A 20,911-nucleotide genomic window follows, 5' to 3' on the forward strand; every position below is an offset into this window, starting at 1 on the left:
TGTCTGCAAGTTTGTTTCCACTGGCGTTGGGGATGACCTGCCTCCAGTTGAAGCCGGCAGGTCAAAGTTCGGAAGGACTCTGCGGATACCCCGTCCAATAGTTCTCCTGGAAGTGCCTCTTGGTCTGCGCCTGACAGCTTTGCCCCCGCTTCCTCGCGGAGGTTCGCTGATTCCCGGAGTTATCTTGAGGAGGCCACAAGGTTGCGCACGAGCCTTTCGCGCCGAGTGTCGCGCCTGCCGATTCTGCTCAGTTGCGGCCTGCCCGCGGCTCTGATCCTGGTCGCGATCGCCCCCGTCTTCGCGCAGTCGCCCCACCTGCGCGTGCAGAACGTGGTCAGGCAGTTTGTGGAGACCACGGGATACGAAGTGATCGGTCTGGGCTCGTGGATCGACGGCAGTTCGTACAATCCCGCCACGTCGGACCACGACCTGCGTCTTGTTCTGCCCAAAGGCGCGGGGGCTCCCGACCGGAAGTGGCTGGAAGCGCGCCAGAAGCTGACGGAGCTGATCAAGGCGGAGTTCGGCGATGACGCTGCCTCTGTCCTGTCGCGCACGAATCTGTACCCGCCCAGCCAACTCATGGGCGCGGTGGACGATATCGATGACGCCGCCTGGGTGTTCACCAGGAACGGTGCGGTCCCTAACCTCGGACATACCGGGCCGATCACCCGGAATACGCCTATCAAGGAACTGTCCGAGGGCCTCTATGGTGAGGGCTCTCGAGCCTTCACCCAATACTATGAGAAGGCCAAGGGCCGTCTCTTCTACAAGGCCCCCAACGGCCGTTGCATCACGGGCATGACAGACCTCACTCATATGTCCGAGGGCGTGCGCACCTTCACCACCGCAGGCACCGCTGACACCGCGCTGCAGTGGGTGGAGCACGCCATCGAGGAGTGCGCACACGGACGCGGCGACAAGGTGGCCAAGTACCTGGAGCGCATCGAGCGGGATCTGCTCAAGTCGCGAGACCTGGCTCGACTGCCTACCAGCAACGCTCTCCGCGAGCAACTCAAATCCGTGCGCGAACTCCTCAAGGCCAATCCTGCCCGCCTGGCCGACCTGGGAGACGATGTTGCCCGTCTACTCTCACAGGCTGCCACGGAGGCCTCGATCCTGAAGAGCTATGCCAAGGCCGGACCGATGGGGCGAATGTATCAGCGGATCATGCTAGATGGTGTCGAGGCCGGCAACGAACTGGGGCGCCTATTGAGGACTGCCCAGTCCAAGGTCAGCGGCGCGGTCAGCATGGACCAGCTGGTAACCGCGTTCACCGTGTACATGGCGGTCAAAGGTACGGCGCAGGCCGCAGGTGAGGGAGGAGTGGGCGAGGCGATCAGGGCTGCCGGGCCGCTCGCGGTGAGCCTGGCGTCGCTCCCGGTCTCGCTGCTCATGGACATGACGAATGCGATTATGAAGGAAGCTGAGGCCGCCGGGTACGAGATGGCGGCCGCATCCCAGGAACCCTGGGACCTCATGGCCGGGGTATACACGGCACTTGGCCGCGACAGTGACGAAGACGATCCCCGGCGCCGCTTCACCCTCGATGATCTGGTGCGGGGCTGGCACGTTGAGGCCCGCCTTTCCTCGTTGGTGTTCGGGCAGTGCCTGCGGGCCAGCCGACGGAATATGGGCGGTGTGACGGAAAACGTGGACATGTCCGTCGCAAACGCCATGTACGGCAGATGCTGGCCGGTAATCCGCGATGCCTGGCGCTGGCAGCGGGACATGCTGGTCAGCGAATACGTCGAACTGGCCGCCGATGCCCTGCACACGCCCATGCTCCTGAGCTACGAGCCCTGCCCTGCCAAGTATGAGGGCCGCCCGGTGCAGGTCACCGTCAAAGCCCGCAGCCGCGACAGGAAACTGGGTGCGAAGCTCACACGCATGGAGGAAATCCTCAAGATTCTCTGCGGGAAGCGAGCGGTGCTGGCGGAGGACTGGATCTGGCAGCCCGAGGGCGTCATGGAGGACATGACCACCACGGACATACAGCGCCGGTACACCTTCGACAAGCCGGGCGTGCACCCGGTGGTGCTCACCGTGCGCTTCGAAGCAGTAAGTCCCGACATCCAGCCGCCGGAGCCCCACCGGGTGCTTCTGCGGCGGGAGCTCAAAGCGGTAGTGGATGTGCTGGTGGACGGTGATCTTGAACAGCCTGCTGTTCGCGGCTATGTCGCCGACGCCCGGCCGGGCTGGGTCCGCGTGACCTCCGATTCGCCGCCGCCCAATGCCAACTGGGCCCAGCGTCTGCGCAGTTACCTGAACACCCCGGTTCGGGACCACCTGGGCAATGAGCATCGGCCATACGCACTGGAACTCGTGCGCGAGGGCGAAGCCAGGTCTGGAAGCGGACGCTACAACACGAAGACATACGCTTTCGTGTGCGTCAGCCCGCAGGAATGGCAGGTGCAGATGGGCTTCGGCCCGCAAGACAGCCGACCCATGGATCTCGCAAAGACCCAGGGGAACCGGCTGGCGCAGGTGCTCGTGGCGCAGCTGGACCTGTTCGGCAAGATCACGACCAACCCGGGTTCGAGCCTGTCTCCACCTGACACGGTCGAAATGGTCGAGCCCAACAAGATCGCCCCCTACCTGCGCACCATGCGAGTCCAGTACACCTCAACGGCCGGGGAGTACTGGCTAAACGCGACTGCTTTCGTCGGCGTCGAAGTCAACCCGAGGGATGCCGCGAAGTACGATGTCGAGACCCTCGAAGCCACGACTCGAGCTGCATACGAGCAGGCCGTGCGGGAAATGGAAGCCATCTTCTCAACCGCGCGCTATGTGAGGGAGTGAGACAGATGAAGCGCTTCGGCCCCCCCATGCTCTCTCTGCTCGCCGGCATTCTCTGCGTACTCGTCACGGCCCAGGACGTCTCGCCAATGGCGGGGAACTGGGAGAGCGCGGGCTACTATGTCACCCTTCAGGTGGACGGCAGCGCAGTCACCGGCACCTTCCGCAGATATGTGGGCAATGAGGTCATCCGCGGCACGATCACGGGGACGGTGGATGCGTCGGGACGGTCCTTCGAGGCCACTTTCAGCCAGAAGATCGACGGGGAGACGGAGACCTTCACCGCGAACCTCACACTGGCGCGCCACGGGAAAGCACTCAACGGTTTCCAGTGGGGACTGGGCGACCAGCAGATGCCGTCTGTGTTCGCGCTTTGGCGGACCGAGAGCACGAAGCGGGGGGTGTTTTTCGACGAGGACACCGTGGATGAGGGCAAGGACCCGCCTGTCCCTCCCCCAACGAACGACCCCAGACTGCCCGTTGATGAGGAAGAGCCGCTCAAGATCCAGCCTCGCCCTGAGCCGACCACCGCGGCAACCGCACTCGAGCCCCGGGCGGAACTGGTCTGGGACCAGGCCGTGACACTCTTCGACAACAGCAATACGGTGGGCGTGCAGAACGGACCCTCTCAGCCCACTGTGTTCTCACTGGATCGCCCGCACGGGATCGCCCTGGTGCGGACCTATCATTGGAACAGCGGCAAAGGCGCCACTCCGGGGACCCTCGCCCTGCGTGGTGCCGACGGAGCGGTGTACGGCCCCTGGCAGGCGAGGGGAGCAGGCGACCAGCAGCGGAGCAACATCATGTGGGTGGTGGAACCGAAGATCGTGGTCCCGGCGGGGCAGTACACTGTCGTGGATTCCGACCCATCCACCTGGGGCGCGAACAGCGCGTCCGGCGGCCGTGGGTTTGCGTGGGTCAACGGTGTCCCCGCCGATGATTTCGCGGGGGAGGCGATGCTGCTGTTCACCAACAGTAATTCGGATGGCCTGCGGGGCATTGCAACACAGCCCACACGGTTCACGCTGGACACCCCCCACCGGGTTACCATGCTGCGCACCTACCACCACAACGGGGGCAAAGGTGCTACGCCGGGCACCCTCACGCTGGTCAGCGACGCAGGGGTTGCATACGGTCCCTGGGATGCCGCGGGAGTGGGGGACAAGGCCGGGCGCCAAAACCTCTTCTGGCAGGTGGAGCCGCACATCGACCTTCCCGCGGGGAACTACACAATACTGGACTCCGACCCGTCGACCTGGGGAGCCAATGACGGGTCGGGCAAAGCCGGGTTCGCATGGGTCTGGGGATGGGCCTTGTGACGGCGCTCAGGTGCCGACCTGGGCGTCGCCCAGGAAGTCGTGGCTGATGCGGTTCTGGATAGCCCCGATCTGTGCGAAGGCCTGGTTCAGCAGAGTCATATCAAGCTGGCTGATGCGGCGGTAGCTGATGAGATTGTCCAGCGGCTGCCCGGCATCGTGGTCGGCGGCCTGCTGTTTCAAGCGCAGTCGAGTGAGTTGTTCCCAGGCGGTTGCCGTCTCGTCTCGGCTGGCTTCGGTCAGGACCCCTGCCTGTTGCAGCGCGTCCAGCCGGTCCAGGGTGTGGGTCTTGTCGAGGCGGTGTCGCAAGGCATAGAGCCGGGCGAAGCTCACGAGGGGAATGAGCGCGTCCTTGAGATTGATCTGCCCGGCCTGATCCACCCCGCCGCCGGAGAGAATTCGGCCGAAAATCCTCATGGGCGGCTTGTACTGCAGGGCGTTCTGGGCAAGGTGCATGAGGAACGCGGGGTTCGTCGACAGCTCCTCATACACGTGAGCGCGCAGTTCAGCCGCCAGTTCGGAAGCTCCGGACACAGGGCGCAGATCGAAGAAGATGCTGAACTCCAGGGCCTGCTGGGCTTCTCCGCCGCGGATCCACTCGCTGAAATACCCCTTCCAGACGTCCAGCGGCTTGCACCAGCGGGGGTTCTGGGCCATCACTTCGCCCTTGCAGTACGGATACCCGGCGCGATCCAGCCAGCCGCAGACGAGACTGCCCATCTGCTGGAAGTACTCCGCAACCGCCGGGTCATCTCCGGCCTCGGCAGCATAGATGATGGCGTTATCCTGGTCGCTGGACAGCACCTGTTCCTGGCGTCCCTGGCTGCCCAGGGCCAGGAAAACGTAGGGCGCCGGCGGCGGCCCGAGCCGGTCGCATGCGAAGGCGATGAAACGTTCGCAGGCGGCGTCACACACAGAGGTGAGCATTCGGGTGACCCGGTCCGGGTGCGCGCCGCTCTCCAGGAGTGACCGGGCGAACCCGGGAGCGCGCCTGCATGCGGTCACGACCTCCTCCACCCGGCTCGCCCGCGATACCTCCGCCGCCAAAACCAGCGGTCCGTAGCTCGGGTACTGGAGGAGCTCTTGCCCGCGCACGACACCGGTGGCTCGCCCGCTGTCATCAACGACTACGAGATGGTGCACGCCGGCTCGGTCGATGAGCGCCAGGGCCTCGCAAATCTCCGCGTTCGCAAGCACCGTGATCAGGGGAGAGCTCATGAACCGGTAGACAGGTGCGTCCAGGTCGGCTCCAGCGGCCACAACTCGCTCGCGCAGATCGCGGTCGGTGAAGATGCCCATGACTTCACCGGACTGCGCCCGAACCAGCACTGCACCGGTGTCAGCGGAAGACATCATGTAGGCAACGGTGCGAACCGGGGTATCCAGGTCGCAGAAGACCGCGCCGTGTTCCGCCTGCCCCACTGGTTCGTGCAGGAAGAGCATAGAGCCCTGCAGCCGGTTGATCAGGTGTTCTCTCTCCGCTTCCCGGCGGGCCTCGACGGTGACGTCCTCAATGACGGCGTCCACGTACTTGCCCTGCCCGCGGTGGCCCTTTACGAGCACCGCGCGCAGGCTCAGGACGCGCCCGGTCAGGTCACTCCCAGACAGGTGCAGCTGAATCTCACCCTTGCCGTCTCGCAACAATCCCGCCAGGAACTGCCCGTAGGCCGTCGCGTCCGGGAACAGGTCGGACAGGGCGTAGCCCTGAGTCTGGGAGCTCTCGGCATACCCCAGCAGCCTTCGAGCCGAGGCGCTCGCGCTGATGACCGTGCCCTTGCTCGTCGCGAGAGCCCGCAGCAGTCCCGCCGGCAGGGCTTCGGAGACCGCGCCGTGTTGCCGGTCGCCGGCAGGTCCTGGATCAGTGCCCTCCGGCAGTAGCACTCCAACGGGCTTCGCAAGGAGAATGAGGCCGCCGCGCGCGGCGAAGGGAATCCGGCTGAGGCCCAGGGCGCAATCGACAAGCGATCCATCACGGCGCTGGAGGGTCCCGTCGAAGCCCTCCGGCGATTCGCGCCCTTCGAGGAGATCCCCGATGCGCTGCCATGCCTGTTCATTCTCACGAATGCGCGGCAGGACGTCCTCCAGGTCCAGCAGTTCAAGCTCCGCAGCCGTGCATCCTATCAGGTCGAGCAGCATGGGGTTGGCGTATCGGCATCGACCTGACAGCACCAGGAGCGTTCCCTCGGTAGTGGCCTCCACCAGGGACTGGTAGCGCCGGGTGGATTCCCGCAGACTCTCTTCGGCGTCCCGACGCTCGCGCTCGATGCGCAGGCTTTGTCTGAGCACATACAAGAGCAGGAAGGCGACCATTGCGGAGATACCCAGAGAAGTGAGCAGGAGGCTGCGCTCTACCCGCGCAATCTCCCGGCTCACATCCTCCGTGTACAGGCCGGTCCCGATGATCCAGCCCCAGGGCTGGAAACCCCGGACGTAGGACTCCTTTGGCTCCAGGCGAGTGGGGTCGTCCTTCCACTGCCAGACATAGTCCACGTACCCCTCCTGTCGCTGGCGGACGACCTCTGCGAACTCCTTGAAGATGCGATTTCCCCGGGCGTCTCTGAAGTCCGACACATCAGCGCCGTTCAGGTCTTTGCGGTACGGGTGCATGATCATGCGCGGGTGCATGTCTTGCAGCCAGAAGTAATCCTTTCCTTCAGGACCATACCGCAGTTTCTCGATGCGGGAGATCGCCATTTCCTGGGCTTGCTTGTGGGTGAGACGCCCGGCCTGCACTTCCTGCTCGTATCCGGCGAGAATACTCCACGCGGAGTTGGTCAGCTCACGGATCATTTCGCGCTTGCGGTCCATCAAGGATCTCTCAAAGGCCGGCAGGAAGACGGCGTTCAGGGCCACCGCGAACAGCGTAATTGCAAGAAGGGTGGGGACCACAACGTGGAAGAAAATGTGACGACGCCTCAGACCAACATGCCCGGGCGCGGCCGGTTGTTCGTGCGTCAGGGAGCTCACGCTGCATACAGCATCACGGAATGCTTTCCAGGCTCCGGTAGGCATATCCACGCCAAACGACCTGCCGCCTCCGGTCCTGGCCTCGTGCGCATCGCTCCCGCCGCTGACCAGCAGCCCCATTTCGGTCGCAATCGCTGCAAGCTCTTCCCGCAGAGCTTCGGGATAGGGACCGTAATAGGCCTCAATGCCGTCGAGCCCCCACTCCTTCAGGCGCTCCAGGACTTCACGGAGGTGTTGGACATCGGGGATCGTGGTGAGCGGGTGCGCCAGGAATGCCTTGCCCCCGGCCCGGTGGACGAGGGCGATGGCGTCTTCCGTGGAGATCCTCCCGCCGGGGGCGGCCGTATCTGCGGATACGGCCGCCTCTCCTGCCCGGGGAGCCGCGCCTCTGCCGCGAATCGACCCCTCGACACTGCCGGCCGCGGGCGCCTGGAACTGGCGCAGGGAAGCGAGGGTGGCGCGCAGTTCGGGGTGGTCCGGGTCAAACCCGTATGCGAGGAGGTGGGTCTCACTGCCGTTCAGGCGCGTGGTGATCTCAACGGCGTTGATGACACCGATGCCTCTGTCGGAGACTGCCTGGCGGAAGGTGTCAAGGCCCTCCAGTGTATCGTGATCCGCGAGAGCCGCGAATTCCACCCGGTGCGCTGCGAGTCGGCGTGCGAGCTCCCGCGGCGCAAGCGTGCCGTCGCTGTAGATCGAGTGACAGTGGAAGTCTACCCGCGTGGTTTCATTCATGCCCCGTAGGTGCATGTTCTTCGGGATCTATCCACATCAGCCTGAAGGCCGGGACGCCTTGAGCCAGGGAACATTTCGGCTTGGGCCGGGCGCAATCCTGCCCGCAGAAAAGTACGGCGGCCTTGCGGGGCCGCCGTACTGAGGCAGATCGCAGGTAGAACAGGATCAGCCGGCCGCGGCCTTGTCACCCTTGGGGTCATGGAGGCGGTGAAAGGACTGCTCCAGATTCGCGCGGGTCTCCTCCGCCGTCCCGGCCCAGGTGGCCCTGGACACGAGGAAGATGGCAAGAAACGCCGCAGGCACACTGATCAGCGCGGGCTGCTCGAAGGCCCACAGTCCCGCGAGTTTGCCAATGACGACAACCGAAGAGATGAGCCCGCCAGTCATGATCCCCGCATACGCGCCCTGCTCAGTCATTCTGCGCCACCAGATTCCGCAGGTCAGAAGCGGGAAAAACGTGCTGGCGGCCACCGCGAAAGCCAGGCCCACCATCCAGGCAACGTTCGCATCGCGGAAGCCGATGCCGACGAAGATCGCCAGCGCACCACAGACGAGCACAGCGATTTTCGCCGCGAGGATCTTCTGACCGTCCGTGGCGTTTGGGCGCAGGATCGTGCCGTAGAAGTCGTGAGCGAAGGCGGAGCTCAGCGCAATCAGCAGTCCAGACACCGTGGAGAGCAGCGCGGCGATTGCGCCCGCCGCGACAAGGGCGACGGCCCATTCACCCGCTTCCTTGCTGGTCACGAGCATCATTGAGTTGGGGTTCGGCTCTCCAGCGTCGTTCAGGAGCACCGCCTCGGGACCAAGCACCATGCGCGCGAAAGCCCCCCACATCGGGGTCGTGATGTAGAAAATCCCAATGAATATCAGCACCCAGACCGTTGACCATCTCGCTTTGGCCGCGTCCGGGTTGGTGTAGAAACGTGCGAGGATGTGCGGCAGACCAGCCGTCCCACAGACCAGCGCGATCAGCAACGAGACGCTGGAGAAGAGATTGAACTTATTGAAAGGCATGAGCCATGCGCGACCGTTGGGAAACTTCTCCTTCTCCTTTTCGGAGAAGGCCGGGTTCCCTCTGACGGTGGTCCCTGCCATGTTGTCAGTCGAGTCTGAAACGATGGCCGTGTCACCGTACGCATGGGTCAACAGTTCCGGATACGGATGCCGCGCGAGCAACACCATGAGCGGGACAACCATCGCAAACAGCATGATCCAGAATTGGATCATCTGGGTGATTGTTACGCCCGTCATTCCGCCGAAGGCCACGTAGAGGGTGATGACACCGCCGAGCAGGACTACACCCAGAGCCCACGGCAGCCCGGTCACCGATTCCATGAGCGTTCCGACGCCCACCATCTGCGCGATGATGTAAACCGCGGAGATGACAACGGTCCAGAAGATTCCAATGCGTCGCAGGCGTACGGAGTTGAAGCGCCCGGCGCAGAAGTCAGGAATCGTGTACTGCCCGAACCGCCGCAGCGGGCTGGCGATGAAGAGGAGCAGCAGAATGTAGCCGGCTGCAAAACCCGTGGCATACCAGACACCGTCGAAACCGTTCGCCCAGACGAACGCTGCAACGCCGAGGAAGGACGCGGCACTCAGGTAGTTGCTCGAAATCGCGGACGCATTGGTGAACACGCCCACGCTGCGACCGGCCACCCAGTAGTCACTCAGGGTCTTGGCCTTGCGAGCGGACATCAGTCCGATGATGATTGTGGCCGCGAGAACGATAATGGTTGCGATCAGGGGAAGACTACTCACTCTCGGCCACCTGCCTCTCCCACTTGTTCGAGTAGACGGTGTACAGTATGGCGATGGTCCAGAACTCCAGGTGCAGAAGGATCCCTACCATCAACCACACCAAGGGGATGCCCATCACCGGTGTGAGCATCGTCTCCGGCATGGCGTGGTTGAGGAACGGGATGACAAACATCGACAACAGGAACAGTACGGCGAGGGCGATACTCATCTGCAACTGGCGCTGCTGCATCTGCTCGTACGTCATGCATCTACCCTCCTGTGGATGGATCTGACAGCAGAAGTCTGTTTCGTCCCCCAGGAGCTACCAGCAAGCCCACTAACTTTTCGACACTCGGTTATCGATTCCTCCTGCTGGTGAGGTTCTTTTTTGGGGAGCTTACGCGGGAGGTCCCGGTGGCCGGCAGAGGAAACCATTTCGGGGCTGGAAGGGTTCTCTATCCGGGACCGTGTGCCCGTCGCCATGTCGCAAGTGACACCGCCTGCATCCATAGAAAGCGTGACTCATGTCTGAGACCCTCGTCGTGGACAGCGAAACCACAGCCTCCGCTCCAGTCGCCTACTGGCGTCTGATCACCGCATCCACACTCTGCATGGTGATGTTCGGCGCGGTGCTGGCCGTCCCGCCCGCATGCCTGGACGCCATCGGCGACGAGTTCGGCGTGGAGTACGAGGCGCGCGGTCTGCTCATCACCATACGCATGGCAGCACTACTGGTGTCGCTCTTGATTGTCGGGTGGCTGGGCGAGGGACCTGCGAAGCGCCATTTCCTCTTCTGGGGACTCCTTGGCATTGCCGCGGCCCAGGGCTGGGGTGCCGAAGCCGGCGCGTACTCCGGCCTGCAGATGGCGATGATCCTGTCGGGGCTGGGCAAAGGGGTGGTGGAGGCGCTGCTGAACCCGCTGGTTGCCCAGCTTCACCCCACGCGCTCGGCCACCGCGCTGAACCTGCTCAATGGGCTCTTTTCCGTGGGGCTTGTGGCCGGAGCCTTGAGTGCAGGAGAACTGCAGGAAGCGGGTTACTCGTGGCGACACGCGTTCTGGCTGTGGTCCTTGGCGCCAGTGGTCTGCGCCTTCCTGTTCATGACCCCGCGCTACCCCGCTCCACAGAACCACGCGGTGACAGGCGTCACTACCGGTGACAATGTGCGGCGCTTCCTGCGCATGCCCCTCTTCTGGGCGCTGGTAGTGGCGATGATCATGGGCGGCGGGTGCGAAGCCGGGCTGACCTCCTGGGCGCCCAATTTCACATCCGACGTGCTCGGGGCATCGGCACGGTTCAGCGCGCTGGCGACGGCGCTTTACGGGATCGCTATGGCGATCGGGCGCTTCGGGAGTGGCGCTCTGGTCATGCGCATGTCCCCGGTGCGGCTGATGATCGTCTCCGCGGCGCTGTGTGGGGCGGCGACCCTGGGCCTGACCTTCGCCCCCAGTCTCACCGTGGTCTACATCCTGTTCAGCCTCGGCGGGCTGTTCGTCGCCTGCTTCTGGCCCACGCTTCTGTCGGTTGCGTCGGATCACATCTCCACCGGGTCAACGTCCCTTTTCTCGCTGCTCGCGGCGGCGGGAGTGGGCGGCTGCGTTCTCTTCCCGTGGGCGATCGGCAGACTCGGCGACGCGCTGGGCCTGCGGTCGGGCGTGCTCGTGCTGCCCGTCTCCATGGCGATTCTCGTCATTGTGCTGGCGATCATCCCGCGGCTCATCCGGGCGTCGGAGAATAGCGAAACCGGGCACTGAGTGAGCCCTCAATGCCCGGTCGTGTCTGGCCGACGGTTTTTGGGGGAGCACTACTGCGGCGGACACGCCCCCCGATCTCGTCGCAGGCAATGGCGGCCGGTTGCCCTACCCCTCGAACACCACCATCGCGTATCCATCCACCTTCGGCACGGTGGTGTGGACATACCCGTTGCGCACCTCGAAGGACAGCGGCGCCCTGTCTGGTGCGAGGTAGACCGAGGCGACCTCGCGCCCGTCCGCTCTCAAGGCGACGGGCACGTCCCGCAGTTCGATGCGCTCTTCAATCATGTCCACACTGTTTCCCCGACGCTCGGGCACGTAACTCATGAGGTGCAGCATGCGTCGCCCCGGCTGTGCGGTGACATTGGCCCGGGCGAAGGAAGGCAGCGACGGCGCCTTTACGAGTGGCTCGGGCATGATCCGTCCCAGCAGGTTGGAGATAAGCTGCTTCACCGGCACCTGGGCGTCGATGATGTAACTTGAGAAGAGGGGGTGGCTCAGATGCACGAGCCGACCCTTCTGGATGATGCAGGCGCGGCCGGTGGGTCTGTCCGGAGGCATGTATACGAACCCGTGCTCGCCGTCCCAGTGCCGATTGTAGTACGGCGCAATGATCTCCCCGAGTGCTTCCGCGCCCGGTAGCGGCTCGATGTTCGTCCCCTTTTGGTACAGGGTGATGGGCATGTCAGGCAGGCCCTCGGCGACTTCGCTTGCGGGCCTGAAGAACGCTGGATCGTACGGATCTTCGCCGATGAACCGCGCGCCCCAGTCGTCAAGCACGAAGTCCTTGCCTTCCGGGTCCAGCCCCGACCATGCGCTGGAGATGATCGCTCCGCCTTTGTCCAGATGCTTGCGTATACGCGCCGCCCATTCGGCGTTGAGCGATATGTGATCGGGTAGCACCAGCAGCTCGTATCTGTCCCACTCGCAGAAGTCGGTGACGATATCGAACTGCCATTTCAACTCGCACAGAAGCCGGGTGGCGCCCTTGATGGCATTGTACTGCTTATCCCAGTACTGGCGCCGCGTGGGGCTCATGAACCTGTAACCCGGGTACGGCGCCTGCCAGACCACCGCCGTGTCCACTTCTGCGGTCGCACCCTCCAGCCACGGTTCGTACTGCTGGAGCCGGTTGTACAGTCGCTTGTACAGGTCGAATACCGGCTGGTTGATATCCCCGCGAGGGTGGAAATGATCTCCGATGGTGGTGCGCATGGCATTAGCCATGCCGTAGACGCAGTCGTATTCCAGGCTCGGTTCGGTGCGGATGCCGCCGAAATCCCCCCAGGACTTGTGGAAGCGGCCACTCATGTTGAGCACGGGCTTGCCCAGTGTGCGCAGATATCTTGCGCCCATGGGAAGGGCCTCGTAACCCCAGCCCCCGGTGGGCAGACACTCAAACTCCAGGTAGGTGCCGATGTCGTCCTGGGCCTCGTAGTCGATGCCGTTGCAGTAGATCAGCAGTTCGGGGTTGATGCTCTTCGCCGCATCCGCAAGTTGCCGGGCCATGCGGTTCATCTTCATGTAGTTGTAGTCGTGAAGCTGCTCTTCATCCTGCCAGTCATAGCCGAGTTCCTTCATCTCGCGAATGCATTCCACGCCTACGCACGGCGGCGTATACATGCAATCGAAGAACAGGCCGGCAATCGGGTAGCCGGACACCACTTCGCGCACCATCTCGATCACGTGCTCCCCGTAGGGCGAGTTGTAACACATGCTGCGGAAAAAGTGGTCCAGGCGGTTGGGCTTGTAGGTGTAGCCTTCCTGGGTGAGCACCAGCCAGTCCCGGTGCAGCAGGCCTTCCTCGTGACTCAGGCCGATGTTGATATACGTGGTCAGCGCGATGTTCCGCTTCTGACAGGCCTTCGCCAGTTCCCCGATCAGGTCGTATTCCAGCGCCGGGTGCCGGATGCCCACCTTGGTGTTGCAATATGCCGTGCCCAGATTGCAGCGAGCGGGGAAGACAATGTAGTCCACCCCGCAATCGGCAAGCTGGCCGGTAATATCGTCGAAGTCGAAGCCCTTGCCCACGTCGGGGTTGGCGGGCATGGTGTGGAAGTCGAAAAAGATGCACCACTTCGGGTTGTGCATGGCGCGAGGCCTCCAAACTTGGCCGGTTCAGGTTGTTCGCTCCCGCGACATGGAGCGTTTGAGCGCTGGTTCCCCAAAGGAAAGCCGGGTTCCTTCGACTTCTGCGCGCCGTGTGCAGGAATGGCTGCGGCACCCGGCGAATTTTCCTCTCCGGACCGCGGTGAGCGGCATCTGTGTGCGCACAACAGGGCTCCATGATGAGACCCGTAAGTCACAGGAGGCAGCACAATGGCCGGCAAGTTCTCGATTCCTAAGTCTGAGTTCCAGCAGCGCTGGGCAACGCTCCAGCAGAAGATGGCGGAGAAAGACCTGGACGTGCTCATCGCCCACGGCGACGAGGCCGACCCGTCCATGGTGCGCTACCTGTCGGACTACTGGCCGCTGTTCGAAACCGGCGGCGTGGCCCTTGGCCGCGAGGGCGACCCGATCCTGCTCATCGGCCCGGAAACTCTCACCTTCGCCCAGGACCGCAGCAAGTGCGACAGGATCATGCAGCTCCTTGAGTACCGCGAATCCGCGGAGCCCGAGTATCCCGGCGTGGTCCTGGACACCTTCTCCGACGTGATCGCGAGAGCCGCGGATGGGAAGGAAGTCAAGCGCATCGGCGTGGCGGGTATGCCGGTCATGCCGGTCACGGTCTATGACGCCCTGAAGAAGGCGGCGGGCAAGGCGAAGATTGTGCGCGCCGACGACCTGATCGTGGAGATGCGCACCATCAAGAGCCCCAATGAGATCAAGTGCATGCGCGAGGCCTTCCGCATCAGCGAGATCGCCACCGAGTATGTGCTGAACAACATGAAGCCCGGCATGACCGAGCAGCAGGTGGTGGGTCTCGCCCAGGCCGCGATGTACGAGAACGGTGCGGAATATGAGGGCCACCCGACCTACGTCCTTTCCGGCAAGAACAGCACCCATGCCATTGGCCGCCCCAGCAACAAGGTCATCAAGGAAGGCGAGCTGATCCAGCTCAACATCGGCGCGCTGGTGAGTGGGTACTCTTCCAGCGTGGGCCGGCCGGTCTGCATCGGTAAGATGCCCGCGAAGATGCGGGACCTTGTGAGCTTCGGCCTGGAGATGCACTACAAGACCGCGGAAATGATGAAGGCCGGCGAGCCCGCCGCGGATGTGGTTATCAAGTTCGAAGAGATCGTCAAGGCCGCGGGGTACGGCGACTACCTGCTCTACGGCCCGTGTCACGCCATCGGCCTGATGGAAGTCGAGCGCCCGTGGATGGAAAGCTCCAGCAAGTATCCGCTGGCGGAGAACATGACCTTCCAGGTGGACACATTCCTGTACATCAAGGGCAAGTTCGGCCTGCGGTGGGAGAATGGCGTTCGCGTGACGAAGACCGGCGTGGAGTGGCTGTCGGAGAAGTACAACCAGGTCTTGGAGTTGTAGCGGAGTCGGGCATTGCGGGATAACGCGTAGGTCGAGCGTCCCGCCCGACGGTCTTTGAGAGACGGCCTTGCCGACCGGGACGGTCGGCCTACGCGCATGATGATGACCACGCCGACCGAGACGGTCCGGCTACGTGACATTCACTGGGAGACACACCATGACCGACATCAGCGTTGTCTTCGGTTTCGATATGGAGACCGACATCGGAAGCTGGGGCATCGAGTACCGCGGGATCACTGAGGGTACGCCCAAGATTCTCGATCTGTACCGCGACAAGGGCATCACCGGCACGTTCTTTTTCACCGGCGAATCCGCGCGGCTGCACCCCGACGTCGTGAAGAGCATCGCCGCCGCGGGGCATGAAGTGGGCTGCCATGCGCTGTACCACGAGACCGTGGGCGACCCCATCTTCGAGATCCCCGGCGTGCGCCCGCTGCTTGTGGAAGAAGTCCCCTTCCGCCTGAAAGTCGCCACGGAATGGGTAGCCGAGGCATTGGGCGAGCAGCCGGTGTCCTTCCGCGCACCGCGACTGTGGGGCAGTACCGCCGTCTGCAATGCTCTGGAAGACCTGGGCTACGTGGCCGACGCCTCGTACCCGCTCTACTTCTACGAGAAGCAGCTTGTCCCGTATCACCCCAGCCGCGAGGACTGGACCCAGACCGGGGATTCGAAGCTCATCGAGATCCCCAACTTCTGCGACATGACCGTGGACAGCACCGACGAGTACCACCGGGATCGCGACCAGTGGCCACTGTTCCGTACAAAGAGCGCCGACGCGCTCATGGTGCATATTGACAATTTCATCGGTTACGTGGCCGAACGCGGGCTGCCGGTGGTGCTCTGCTTCTACTTCCACCCGTGGGAGTTCATGCCCATGCCCACCCGCCTGCACTACGGCGAGGGCGCGGTGGAGCCCGACTACTTCCTGGTGGAGAACTGCGGTGACTACGCGCTGGAGCAGTTCACAATTCTCGTGGACAGACTGCAGGCGCGCGGCGCACGATTCACCACCGCCAAAGCGATCGCGGCGGAGTGGGCGTAGATTGCCCTGAACAGCGAACCAAGGAGACCGATATGAGCGCTGGAGACGGACGCACAACCTGGATATTCCCCGACGGCGACCTGCCGCCGGCCGGTGCGGATGATCTGCCCCTCGAGGGCCATGAGTCCCTGATCGTCCTCAACACGGGCGACGAGGACGCGCATATCGAGATGGACGTGTACTTCTCGGATCGCGAGCCAGAAACGGGCATCAAACTTCTTGCCCCGGCGCGGCGCGTCACCTGTTTCCGCATGGACAAACCCGTGGGTGACCGCGGTTTCCAGGTTCCCTTCGGCCAGTACGCCCTGCGGCTGCGATCTTCAGTGCCGGTGGTGGCACAGATTGGGCGCGCCGACGTGCGCCAGCCGAACCTGGCGTACTACACCACTATGGGCTTCGGAGCGGACTGACCGCAAAACTCTCACCGCCGAACACCTCGCCGGTCTGCCTCCACAGACCGGCGGTTCTGCCTGTTCGCGAGCATCTGAGGAGAGCCTGCCATGAAGATCATCGAGTCCATGCCCTTCGCCGCCGAACTGCTCTCGCCGACCTATGCCGAATCATTCCGCCGGGAGGATGTCGTTGCCGGGCCGGGCGAAGTGACCCTTGACGCCGAATGGGCGCTGAGCCTGTCCGACACCAGCGAGACCACCCAGGTGGCGGCAGACCATTTCGCGCAGTTTGTGGCGCAGTCTGTTGGTGGGGAACTGACTTGCTGTGGGGCTCGCAGGCGCATTCTCCTCGATGTGGACGCTGCGCTGGACAGCAATCCGGAGACCCACCGAATCCGTGTGTCACCGGAGGGCATTGAGGTTACGGGCGCGGGTCCTGCAGGCGTATTGCAGGGCGTATTCCGCCTGGAGAACCTCATGCGCGAGCGCGGCGGGCCGATCCTGCCCGTCTGCGAGGAGACCCGCAAGCCCCTGTTCAAGCACCGCATTCACCGCTCGCCCCTGTCGCCTTTCTACGTGGACGAGTTCACCGGATACGGCGGGGACCCGTTCAATGCCGAATGGATCAGCCCCGGCATGGACTACCCGGGATACAGGGAAGAGGACGCCGGGCCCGAGATCTTCTACCACGACAATATGCTTATGCGTCTTGCGGAACACGGGTTCAACGGCATCTGGATCCGCGGCAGCTTCCGGCACTTCGCCCGAAACAGCGCGATCCCCGAGTTCGGCGCGAACTCCGACGAGATCTTGGGCAAACTCAACGGCGTCTGCAAGCGAGCCGCGCGCTACGGTATCCGGGTTTTCCTGTACCTCAATGAGCCGCTGGGGATGCGAGAGGATGACGAGTTCTTCAAGCTTTATCCCCAGTGTCGTGGCGCGGCGTCCACGTACAAGCCCATGGTGAACCTGTGCACCAGTACGCCGGAGATCAAGACATACCTGAGGGAATCCTCGCGGGATATCTTCACCCGTGTGCCCGACCTCGCCGGATTCGTGATGATCACCGCCTCCGAGTACCCCAGCCACTGCTGGTGCCGAACCGGGATTAACCCCGAGAACCCCCAGGAGCGGTTCGGCGAGGTATCCGGATGCCCCCGGTGCAGTCAGCGGACCCCGCAGGATACGGTGGGCGAACTGGTGCGACTCATCCGTGATGGCGCGAAGTCCGTGAAGCCCGAGGCTGAGATCATCGCGTGGAACTGGAGCTGGGCCATGTGGGAACCGGACCCGCAGGAGGGCGTGCTCGCGGCGCTGCCCGAGGACACCATCGTCATGGGTGACTACGAGCGCGGCGAACCCGCCGAGGCCTGCGGCATCCCGTACACCAACGACGAGTACAACATCAAGGTGGTCGGTCCCAGCCAGAGGTTCCGCGGTGTTGCGGATTTCATGCTGTCGCGCAACCGCCCCCTGTATGCGCGCATCCAGATCGGCACCACCCATGAAAACCCGGATATCCCCTATCTGCCGGTGCCCCACAAGATCGGGCAGAAGTACGTGACGCTGCGCGAGACCGGCGTCTCCGGCCTGATGACCTGCTGGAACTTCGGCAACATGCCGTCCCTGGCCACTGAGGTCGCCGGGCAGTTCAGCTTCGCCCCACAGCCGGACACGGTGGAAGACGGAATCCGCGCCATTGCGGTGCGCAACTTCGGCCCGGATGCGGCGGATGATGTGGTGGCCGCGTGGGCGATTCTCGCAAAGGCCCACGACGATTTCCCGGGAAGCATCCCGGTCATGTATAACGGGCCGATCAGCCGCGGACCGGCCTTCTGGTTCGTCTTCGACCAGGTGAACAAGAAGTTCCCGAATTCCTGGCTGCTGGACAAGGACGTGGAAGGCGATTTGCTCAACTGGTGCTCGCCTTTCACCCCGGAGCAGGTGCTCATGTGTTACCGTTCCGAAGTGGAGAAGGCGCAAGAAGCTCTGCGGCTGTTCGACAGCGCCCTGGCGAAGGCGAAGGGAGAGGACCTGCGGCGGTTGCAGCGCGAAGTCGGGGTAGCGAAGTTTCACCTCCTGCAAACCCAAAGTGCCGCGAACGTACTGGACTTCCTGCTGACCCGCAACGCCTTTTACGCCAGCGAGGATGTCTCGGAGAAGCGGGCATTGCTGGATCGCATGGAAGAGATCTGCCGCGATGAGCTGACTGTTGCGCCGACATCGATCCCCCTCATGGAAGCCGACCCGCGCCTGGGCTGGCATGGCGAAGCATACGGGTACATGATCAGTCCCGATCTGGTGCGCGAGAAGCTGGCGCGGCTCCAGCACATCGTGGACGAGCGCATTCCTCAGGCCCGCGAGGCGCTGTGAGCCCGCGCCTGGCGTACTGAGATGCGCTGCGAGGCACTAGATCCCCGTGTGCCCCTTACGGAAGACCACTTTCACGGCCCCGGAGTTGCCCGCCGGGGTCGTGTCCATGACGTACACGTGGATCGTGGTGCGCTTGCGAACGGTCAGATTACGTTCATGCCAGGGCGCGGTCGCGTACATCGCGGCGACAGGAGCGCAGAATTCCTCCGGCCCTCCGCAACCCACGTCACACCAGTCCACGCAAGCGGGATCAAGGTCCAGCAAGGCTTGGGCCGATGCGCGCTCTTTGTCCAGTTTGGACGTCCCGTAGGCGATGGCGCCCTCGGATGTGTAATGATATTCGCCGGGCTCCAGGACGACTGCCTTCCCTATGGGGCGCAGGTCGCAGGCCAGGCAATTGGCTTTTGCGTCCACCCAAACCCGGGCGAAGGGCTTTGCATCCGGCGAGACCGACATGTAGTCTCCCTCATTGCGGTATGCCGCCACCACCACGCCACCTGCGTTATCCGCACGCACGCGGTCTATGACGAAGGCATGCACTGTAGTGGTTGCTTTCGCGATTACGGTGATCTGGCTGTTGGTCATGTGGCCGTCGGGCTGGAACAGCGCGGCCTGCGACATCGGCGTGTACTTGTCCGCGGTGTTCCGGCTCGACACCCGGTTCGGGTCGAACTTCAGGATCACGTTGACGGGGCGGCGCCTGTGATAGGTATCGCGGGCACCGTAAATGATCCCCCGGCCGTTTTCGATTGCCAGCGTGTTCAGGCCCGGCTGGAGGCGGATCGTCTGGGACACCTTGCGGTAGTCTTCGCTGAGGCAGTTGCGCTCCCCGTGAACCCAGGCCGTCGCAGCCACGTCTCCCCACTCGGCGCAACACGGCGCCAGCGCCGCCAGGAGTAGCATTACTGCGTGCGCCCTGTGCATGGCATCAACCCCCTGCGGACCCGGATATTGCCAATCACCTGTTCGCCGTCCGCATGGTGCCTGCCTGCTCCTGCAGGAGAAGGCCCGCGTGACGCGGAACCCATACCTGTCGGGCAGAGCCCCGGTAACCCTCTCCTGCACGCGGAGGACGCCATGAACAGCCCCTGGCCCTATGAATACCCCGGAGCCTACTGGATCGACGAAGCGGAAGAGCAGGCGGTGCTCGATGTCCTGCGCAATGGGTCCCTGTTCCGCTATTACGGACTAGGCACGCCCAGGTATGTGGATGCGCTCGAAGCCGCCGCACGCGAGTTCTACGGGGTCAAACACGCGCTGGCAGTCAATAGCGGCACCGGAGCGCTGACAGTGTCCCTCGCCGCCCTGGGCATTGGTCCCGGGAGCGAGGTAATCGTGCCCTCCTACCTATGGGTGGCCACAATAGGCGCGGTGGTGCAGGCCAACGCTATTCCGGTCCTGTGCGAGGTGGACGAGTCCCTGACCATGGACCCCGCCGACCTGGAACGCAAAATCACCCCGCACACAGGTCTGATCATCCCGGTCCACATGGCCGGCGCCCCCTGTAACATGCCGGCGATCATGGAGGTCGCGAGCCGCCATCAGGTGCCGGTGCTCGAAGACTGCGCCCAGTGCAATGGCGGCAGCGTAGGCGGCCGCAAGGTCGGCACTTTCGGTGACATGGGCATCTTCAGCCTGCAACTCAACAAGAACATGACCTGTGGCGAGGGCGGGCTGATCATCACCAGTGACGAGAAGCTCTATAACCGTGCATTCTCAGCCCACGACATGGGTGTGGTGCGGATCGAAGGCCGGCTTGCGACGCCCGAACCGTATGCGGTCCTCTGGGGTCAGGGCCGGCGGATGACCGAGCTTGCGGGCGCTGTCGCCTCGGTCCAGATCACCAAGCTGCCTCGCATTGTGGACCATATGCGGGCTTCCAAGCGACGGATCAAGAGCCTGGTCGGCGAGGTCCCCGGCGTGCAATTCAGGACCCTTCACGACGAAGCGGGTGACACGGGGGCCTTCATTATTCTGATCCTTGAGCATCCCGCCCGGGCGCTCAGGGTCGCGGAAGCCCTGCGCACCGCGGGCATGCACAATGTGGGCCTGGTGGCGGATACGGGCCAGCACATTTACTACAATATCCCGCCGCTTGTGGCGAAAGCGGGCCTGTCGGCCGCCGGCAACCCCTGGAGCCTGGAAGCCAACGCCGACCTGCTTCGTGACTACAACCGCGGAGCCTGCCCGAAGAGCGACGACCTCTTCAGTCGATCCGTTATCATCCCGGTGCCGTCTTGCCTGACACCCGAGCAGGAAGACTGGGCTGCCGAGACGATCCGCGCCGCCTTGGAAGGGTAGGGGAGA

At 63.6% G+C, this 20,911-nt stretch carries 13 protein-coding genes; 8 read left to right on the forward strand and 5 right to left on the reverse strand.

What is annotated here, in order from left to right; translation table 11 throughout:
• The first annotated feature begins 201 nt into the window (after nucleotides 1–201).
• Nucleotides 202–2,799 (forward strand): hypothetical protein, encoded by a 2,598-nt coding sequence (locus HPY44_07125; protein ID NSW55764.1) that lies wholly within the window; start codon nucleotides 202–204, stop codon nucleotides 2,797–2,799.
• A gap of 5 nt (nucleotides 2,800–2,804) precedes the next feature.
• Nucleotides 2,805–4,115: a hypothetical protein gene (locus HPY44_07130; protein NSW55765.1), complete on the forward strand. Its 1,311-nt coding sequence runs from the start codon at nucleotides 2,805–2,807 to the stop codon at nucleotides 4,113–4,115.
• A gap of 6 nt (nucleotides 4,116–4,121) precedes the next feature.
• Here HPY44_07130 and HPY44_07135 read toward each other — a convergent pair whose 3' ends face one another.
• The 3 genes from HPY44_07135 to HPY44_07145 form a co-directional block, all read right to left on the reverse strand.
• Entirely contained in the window at nucleotides 4,122–7,829 is a 3,708-nt protein-coding gene (locus HPY44_07135; GenBank protein NSW55766.1) for a cache domain-containing protein, read from the reverse strand.
• 150 nt (nucleotides 7,830–7,979) lie between these two features.
• Nucleotides 7,980–9,575: a cation acetate symporter gene (locus HPY44_07140; GenBank protein NSW55767.1), complete on the reverse strand. Its 1,596-nt coding sequence runs from the start codon at nucleotides 9,573–9,575 to the stop codon at nucleotides 7,980–7,982.
• Nucleotides 9,568–9,819 (reverse strand): DUF485 domain-containing protein, encoded by a 252-nt coding sequence (locus HPY44_07145; protein ID NSW55768.1) that lies wholly within the window; start codon nucleotides 9,817–9,819, stop codon nucleotides 9,568–9,570. Before HPY44_07145 ends, HPY44_07140 begins: the two co-directional genes overlap by 8 nt.
• Before the next feature lie 259 nt (nucleotides 9,820–10,078).
• Here HPY44_07145 and HPY44_07150 point away from each other — a divergent pair, with 259 nt between their 5' ends.
• Nucleotides 10,079–11,308, forward strand: coding sequence for an MFS transporter (locus HPY44_07150; GenBank protein ID NSW55769.1), 1,230 nt, complete (start codon nucleotides 10,079–10,081; stop codon nucleotides 11,306–11,308).
• 105 nt (nucleotides 11,309–11,413) lie between these two features.
• Here the strand turns inward: HPY44_07150 and HPY44_07155 are convergent, their stop codons facing one another.
• The gene (locus HPY44_07155) at nucleotides 11,414–13,399 is read right to left on the reverse strand and encodes a beta-galactosidase trimerization domain-containing protein (GenBank protein ID NSW55770.1); all 1,986 of its coding nucleotides are present in this window, start codon (nucleotides 13,397–13,399) and stop codon (nucleotides 11,414–11,416) included.
• A 228-nt stretch (nucleotides 13,400–13,627) separates the two neighbouring features.
• Between HPY44_07155 and HPY44_07160 the strand changes: the two genes are divergently transcribed.
• The 4 genes from HPY44_07160 (at nucleotide 13,628) to HPY44_07175 (ending at nucleotide 18,604) form a co-directional block, all read left to right on the forward strand.
• Nucleotides 13,628–14,797 (forward strand): aminopeptidase P family protein, encoded by a 1,170-nt coding sequence (locus HPY44_07160; protein ID NSW55771.1) that lies wholly within the window; start codon nucleotides 13,628–13,630, stop codon nucleotides 14,795–14,797.
• A gap of 157 nt (nucleotides 14,798–14,954) precedes the next feature.
• Nucleotides 14,955–15,839 carry a polysaccharide deacetylase family protein gene (locus tag HPY44_07165; protein ID NSW55772.1) on the forward strand — a complete coding sequence of 295 codons (885 nt, stop codon included), beginning with the start codon at nucleotides 14,955–14,957 and terminating at the stop codon, nucleotides 15,837–15,839.
• 32 nt (nucleotides 15,840–15,871) lie between these two features.
• On the forward strand, nucleotides 15,872–16,249 hold the full coding sequence (locus tag HPY44_07170; protein ID NSW55773.1) for a sensory rhodopsin transducer: 378 nt from the start codon (nucleotides 15,872–15,874) through the stop codon (nucleotides 16,247–16,249).
• A 90-nt stretch (nucleotides 16,250–16,339) separates the two neighbouring features.
• Nucleotides 16,340–18,604: a hypothetical protein gene (locus tag HPY44_07175; GenBank protein NSW55774.1), complete on the forward strand. Its 2,265-nt coding sequence runs from the start codon at nucleotides 16,340–16,342 to the stop codon at nucleotides 18,602–18,604.
• 36 nt (nucleotides 18,605–18,640) lie between these two features.
• Here HPY44_07175 and HPY44_07180 read toward each other — a convergent pair whose 3' ends face one another.
• Nucleotides 18,641–19,528: a hypothetical protein gene (locus HPY44_07180; GenBank protein ID NSW55775.1), complete on the reverse strand. Its 888-nt coding sequence runs from the start codon at nucleotides 19,526–19,528 to the stop codon at nucleotides 18,641–18,643.
• Nucleotides 19,529–19,681: 153 nt separating this feature from the next.
• On the opposite strand from HPY44_07180, the gene HPY44_07185 reads away from it, so the two are divergent.
• Nucleotides 19,682–20,905, forward strand: coding sequence for a DegT/DnrJ/EryC1/StrS family aminotransferase (locus HPY44_07185; GenBank protein ID NSW55776.1), 1,224 nt, complete (start codon nucleotides 19,682–19,684; stop codon nucleotides 20,903–20,905).
• Nucleotides 20,906–20,911: the final 6 nt, after the last annotated feature.

This window comes from Armatimonadota bacterium (assembly GCA_013314775.1).
Taxonomy (GTDB): Bacteria; Armatimonadota; Zipacnadia; order Zipacnadales; family JABUFB01; genus JABUFB01.

What these genes read in the sequence shown, in the direction of transcription:
- HPY44_07180 (NSW55775.1), bottom strand. Translation starts at nt 19,528, where the DNA reads ATGCACAGGGCGCACGCAGTAATGCTACTCCTGGCGGCGCTGGCGCCG.
- HPY44_07135 (NSW55766.1), bottom strand. Translation starts at nt 7,829, where the DNA reads ATGCACCTACGGGGCATGAATGAAACCACGCGGGTAGACTTCCACTGT.
- HPY44_07165 (NSW55772.1), top strand. Translation starts at nt 14,955, where the DNA reads ATGACCGACATCAGCGTTGTCTTCGGTTTCGATATGGAGACCGACATC.
- HPY44_07170 (NSW55773.1), top strand. Translation starts at nt 15,872, where the DNA reads ATGAGCGCTGGAGACGGACGCACAACCTGGATATTCCCCGACGGCGAC.
- HPY44_07150 (NSW55769.1), top strand. Translation starts at nt 10,079, where the DNA reads ATGTCTGAGACCCTCGTCGTGGACAGCGAAACCACAGCCTCCGCTCCA.
- HPY44_07130 (NSW55765.1), top strand. Translation starts at nt 2,805, where the DNA reads ATGAAGCGCTTCGGCCCCCCCATGCTCTCTCTGCTCGCCGGCATTCTC.
- HPY44_07155 (NSW55770.1), bottom strand. Translation starts at nt 13,399, where the DNA reads ATGCACAACCCGAAGTGGTGCATCTTTTTCGACTTCCACACCATGCCC.
- HPY44_07175 (NSW55774.1), top strand. Translation starts at nt 16,340, where the DNA reads ATGAAGATCATCGAGTCCATGCCCTTCGCCGCCGAACTGCTCTCGCCG.
- HPY44_07185 (NSW55776.1), top strand. Translation starts at nt 19,682, where the DNA reads ATGAACAGCCCCTGGCCCTATGAATACCCCGGAGCCTACTGGATCGAC.
- HPY44_07160 (NSW55771.1), top strand. Translation starts at nt 13,628, where the DNA reads ATGGCCGGCAAGTTCTCGATTCCTAAGTCTGAGTTCCAGCAGCGCTGG.
- HPY44_07145 (NSW55768.1), bottom strand. Translation starts at nt 9,819, where the DNA reads ATGACGTACGAGCAGATGCAGCAGCGCCAGTTGCAGATGAGTATCGCC.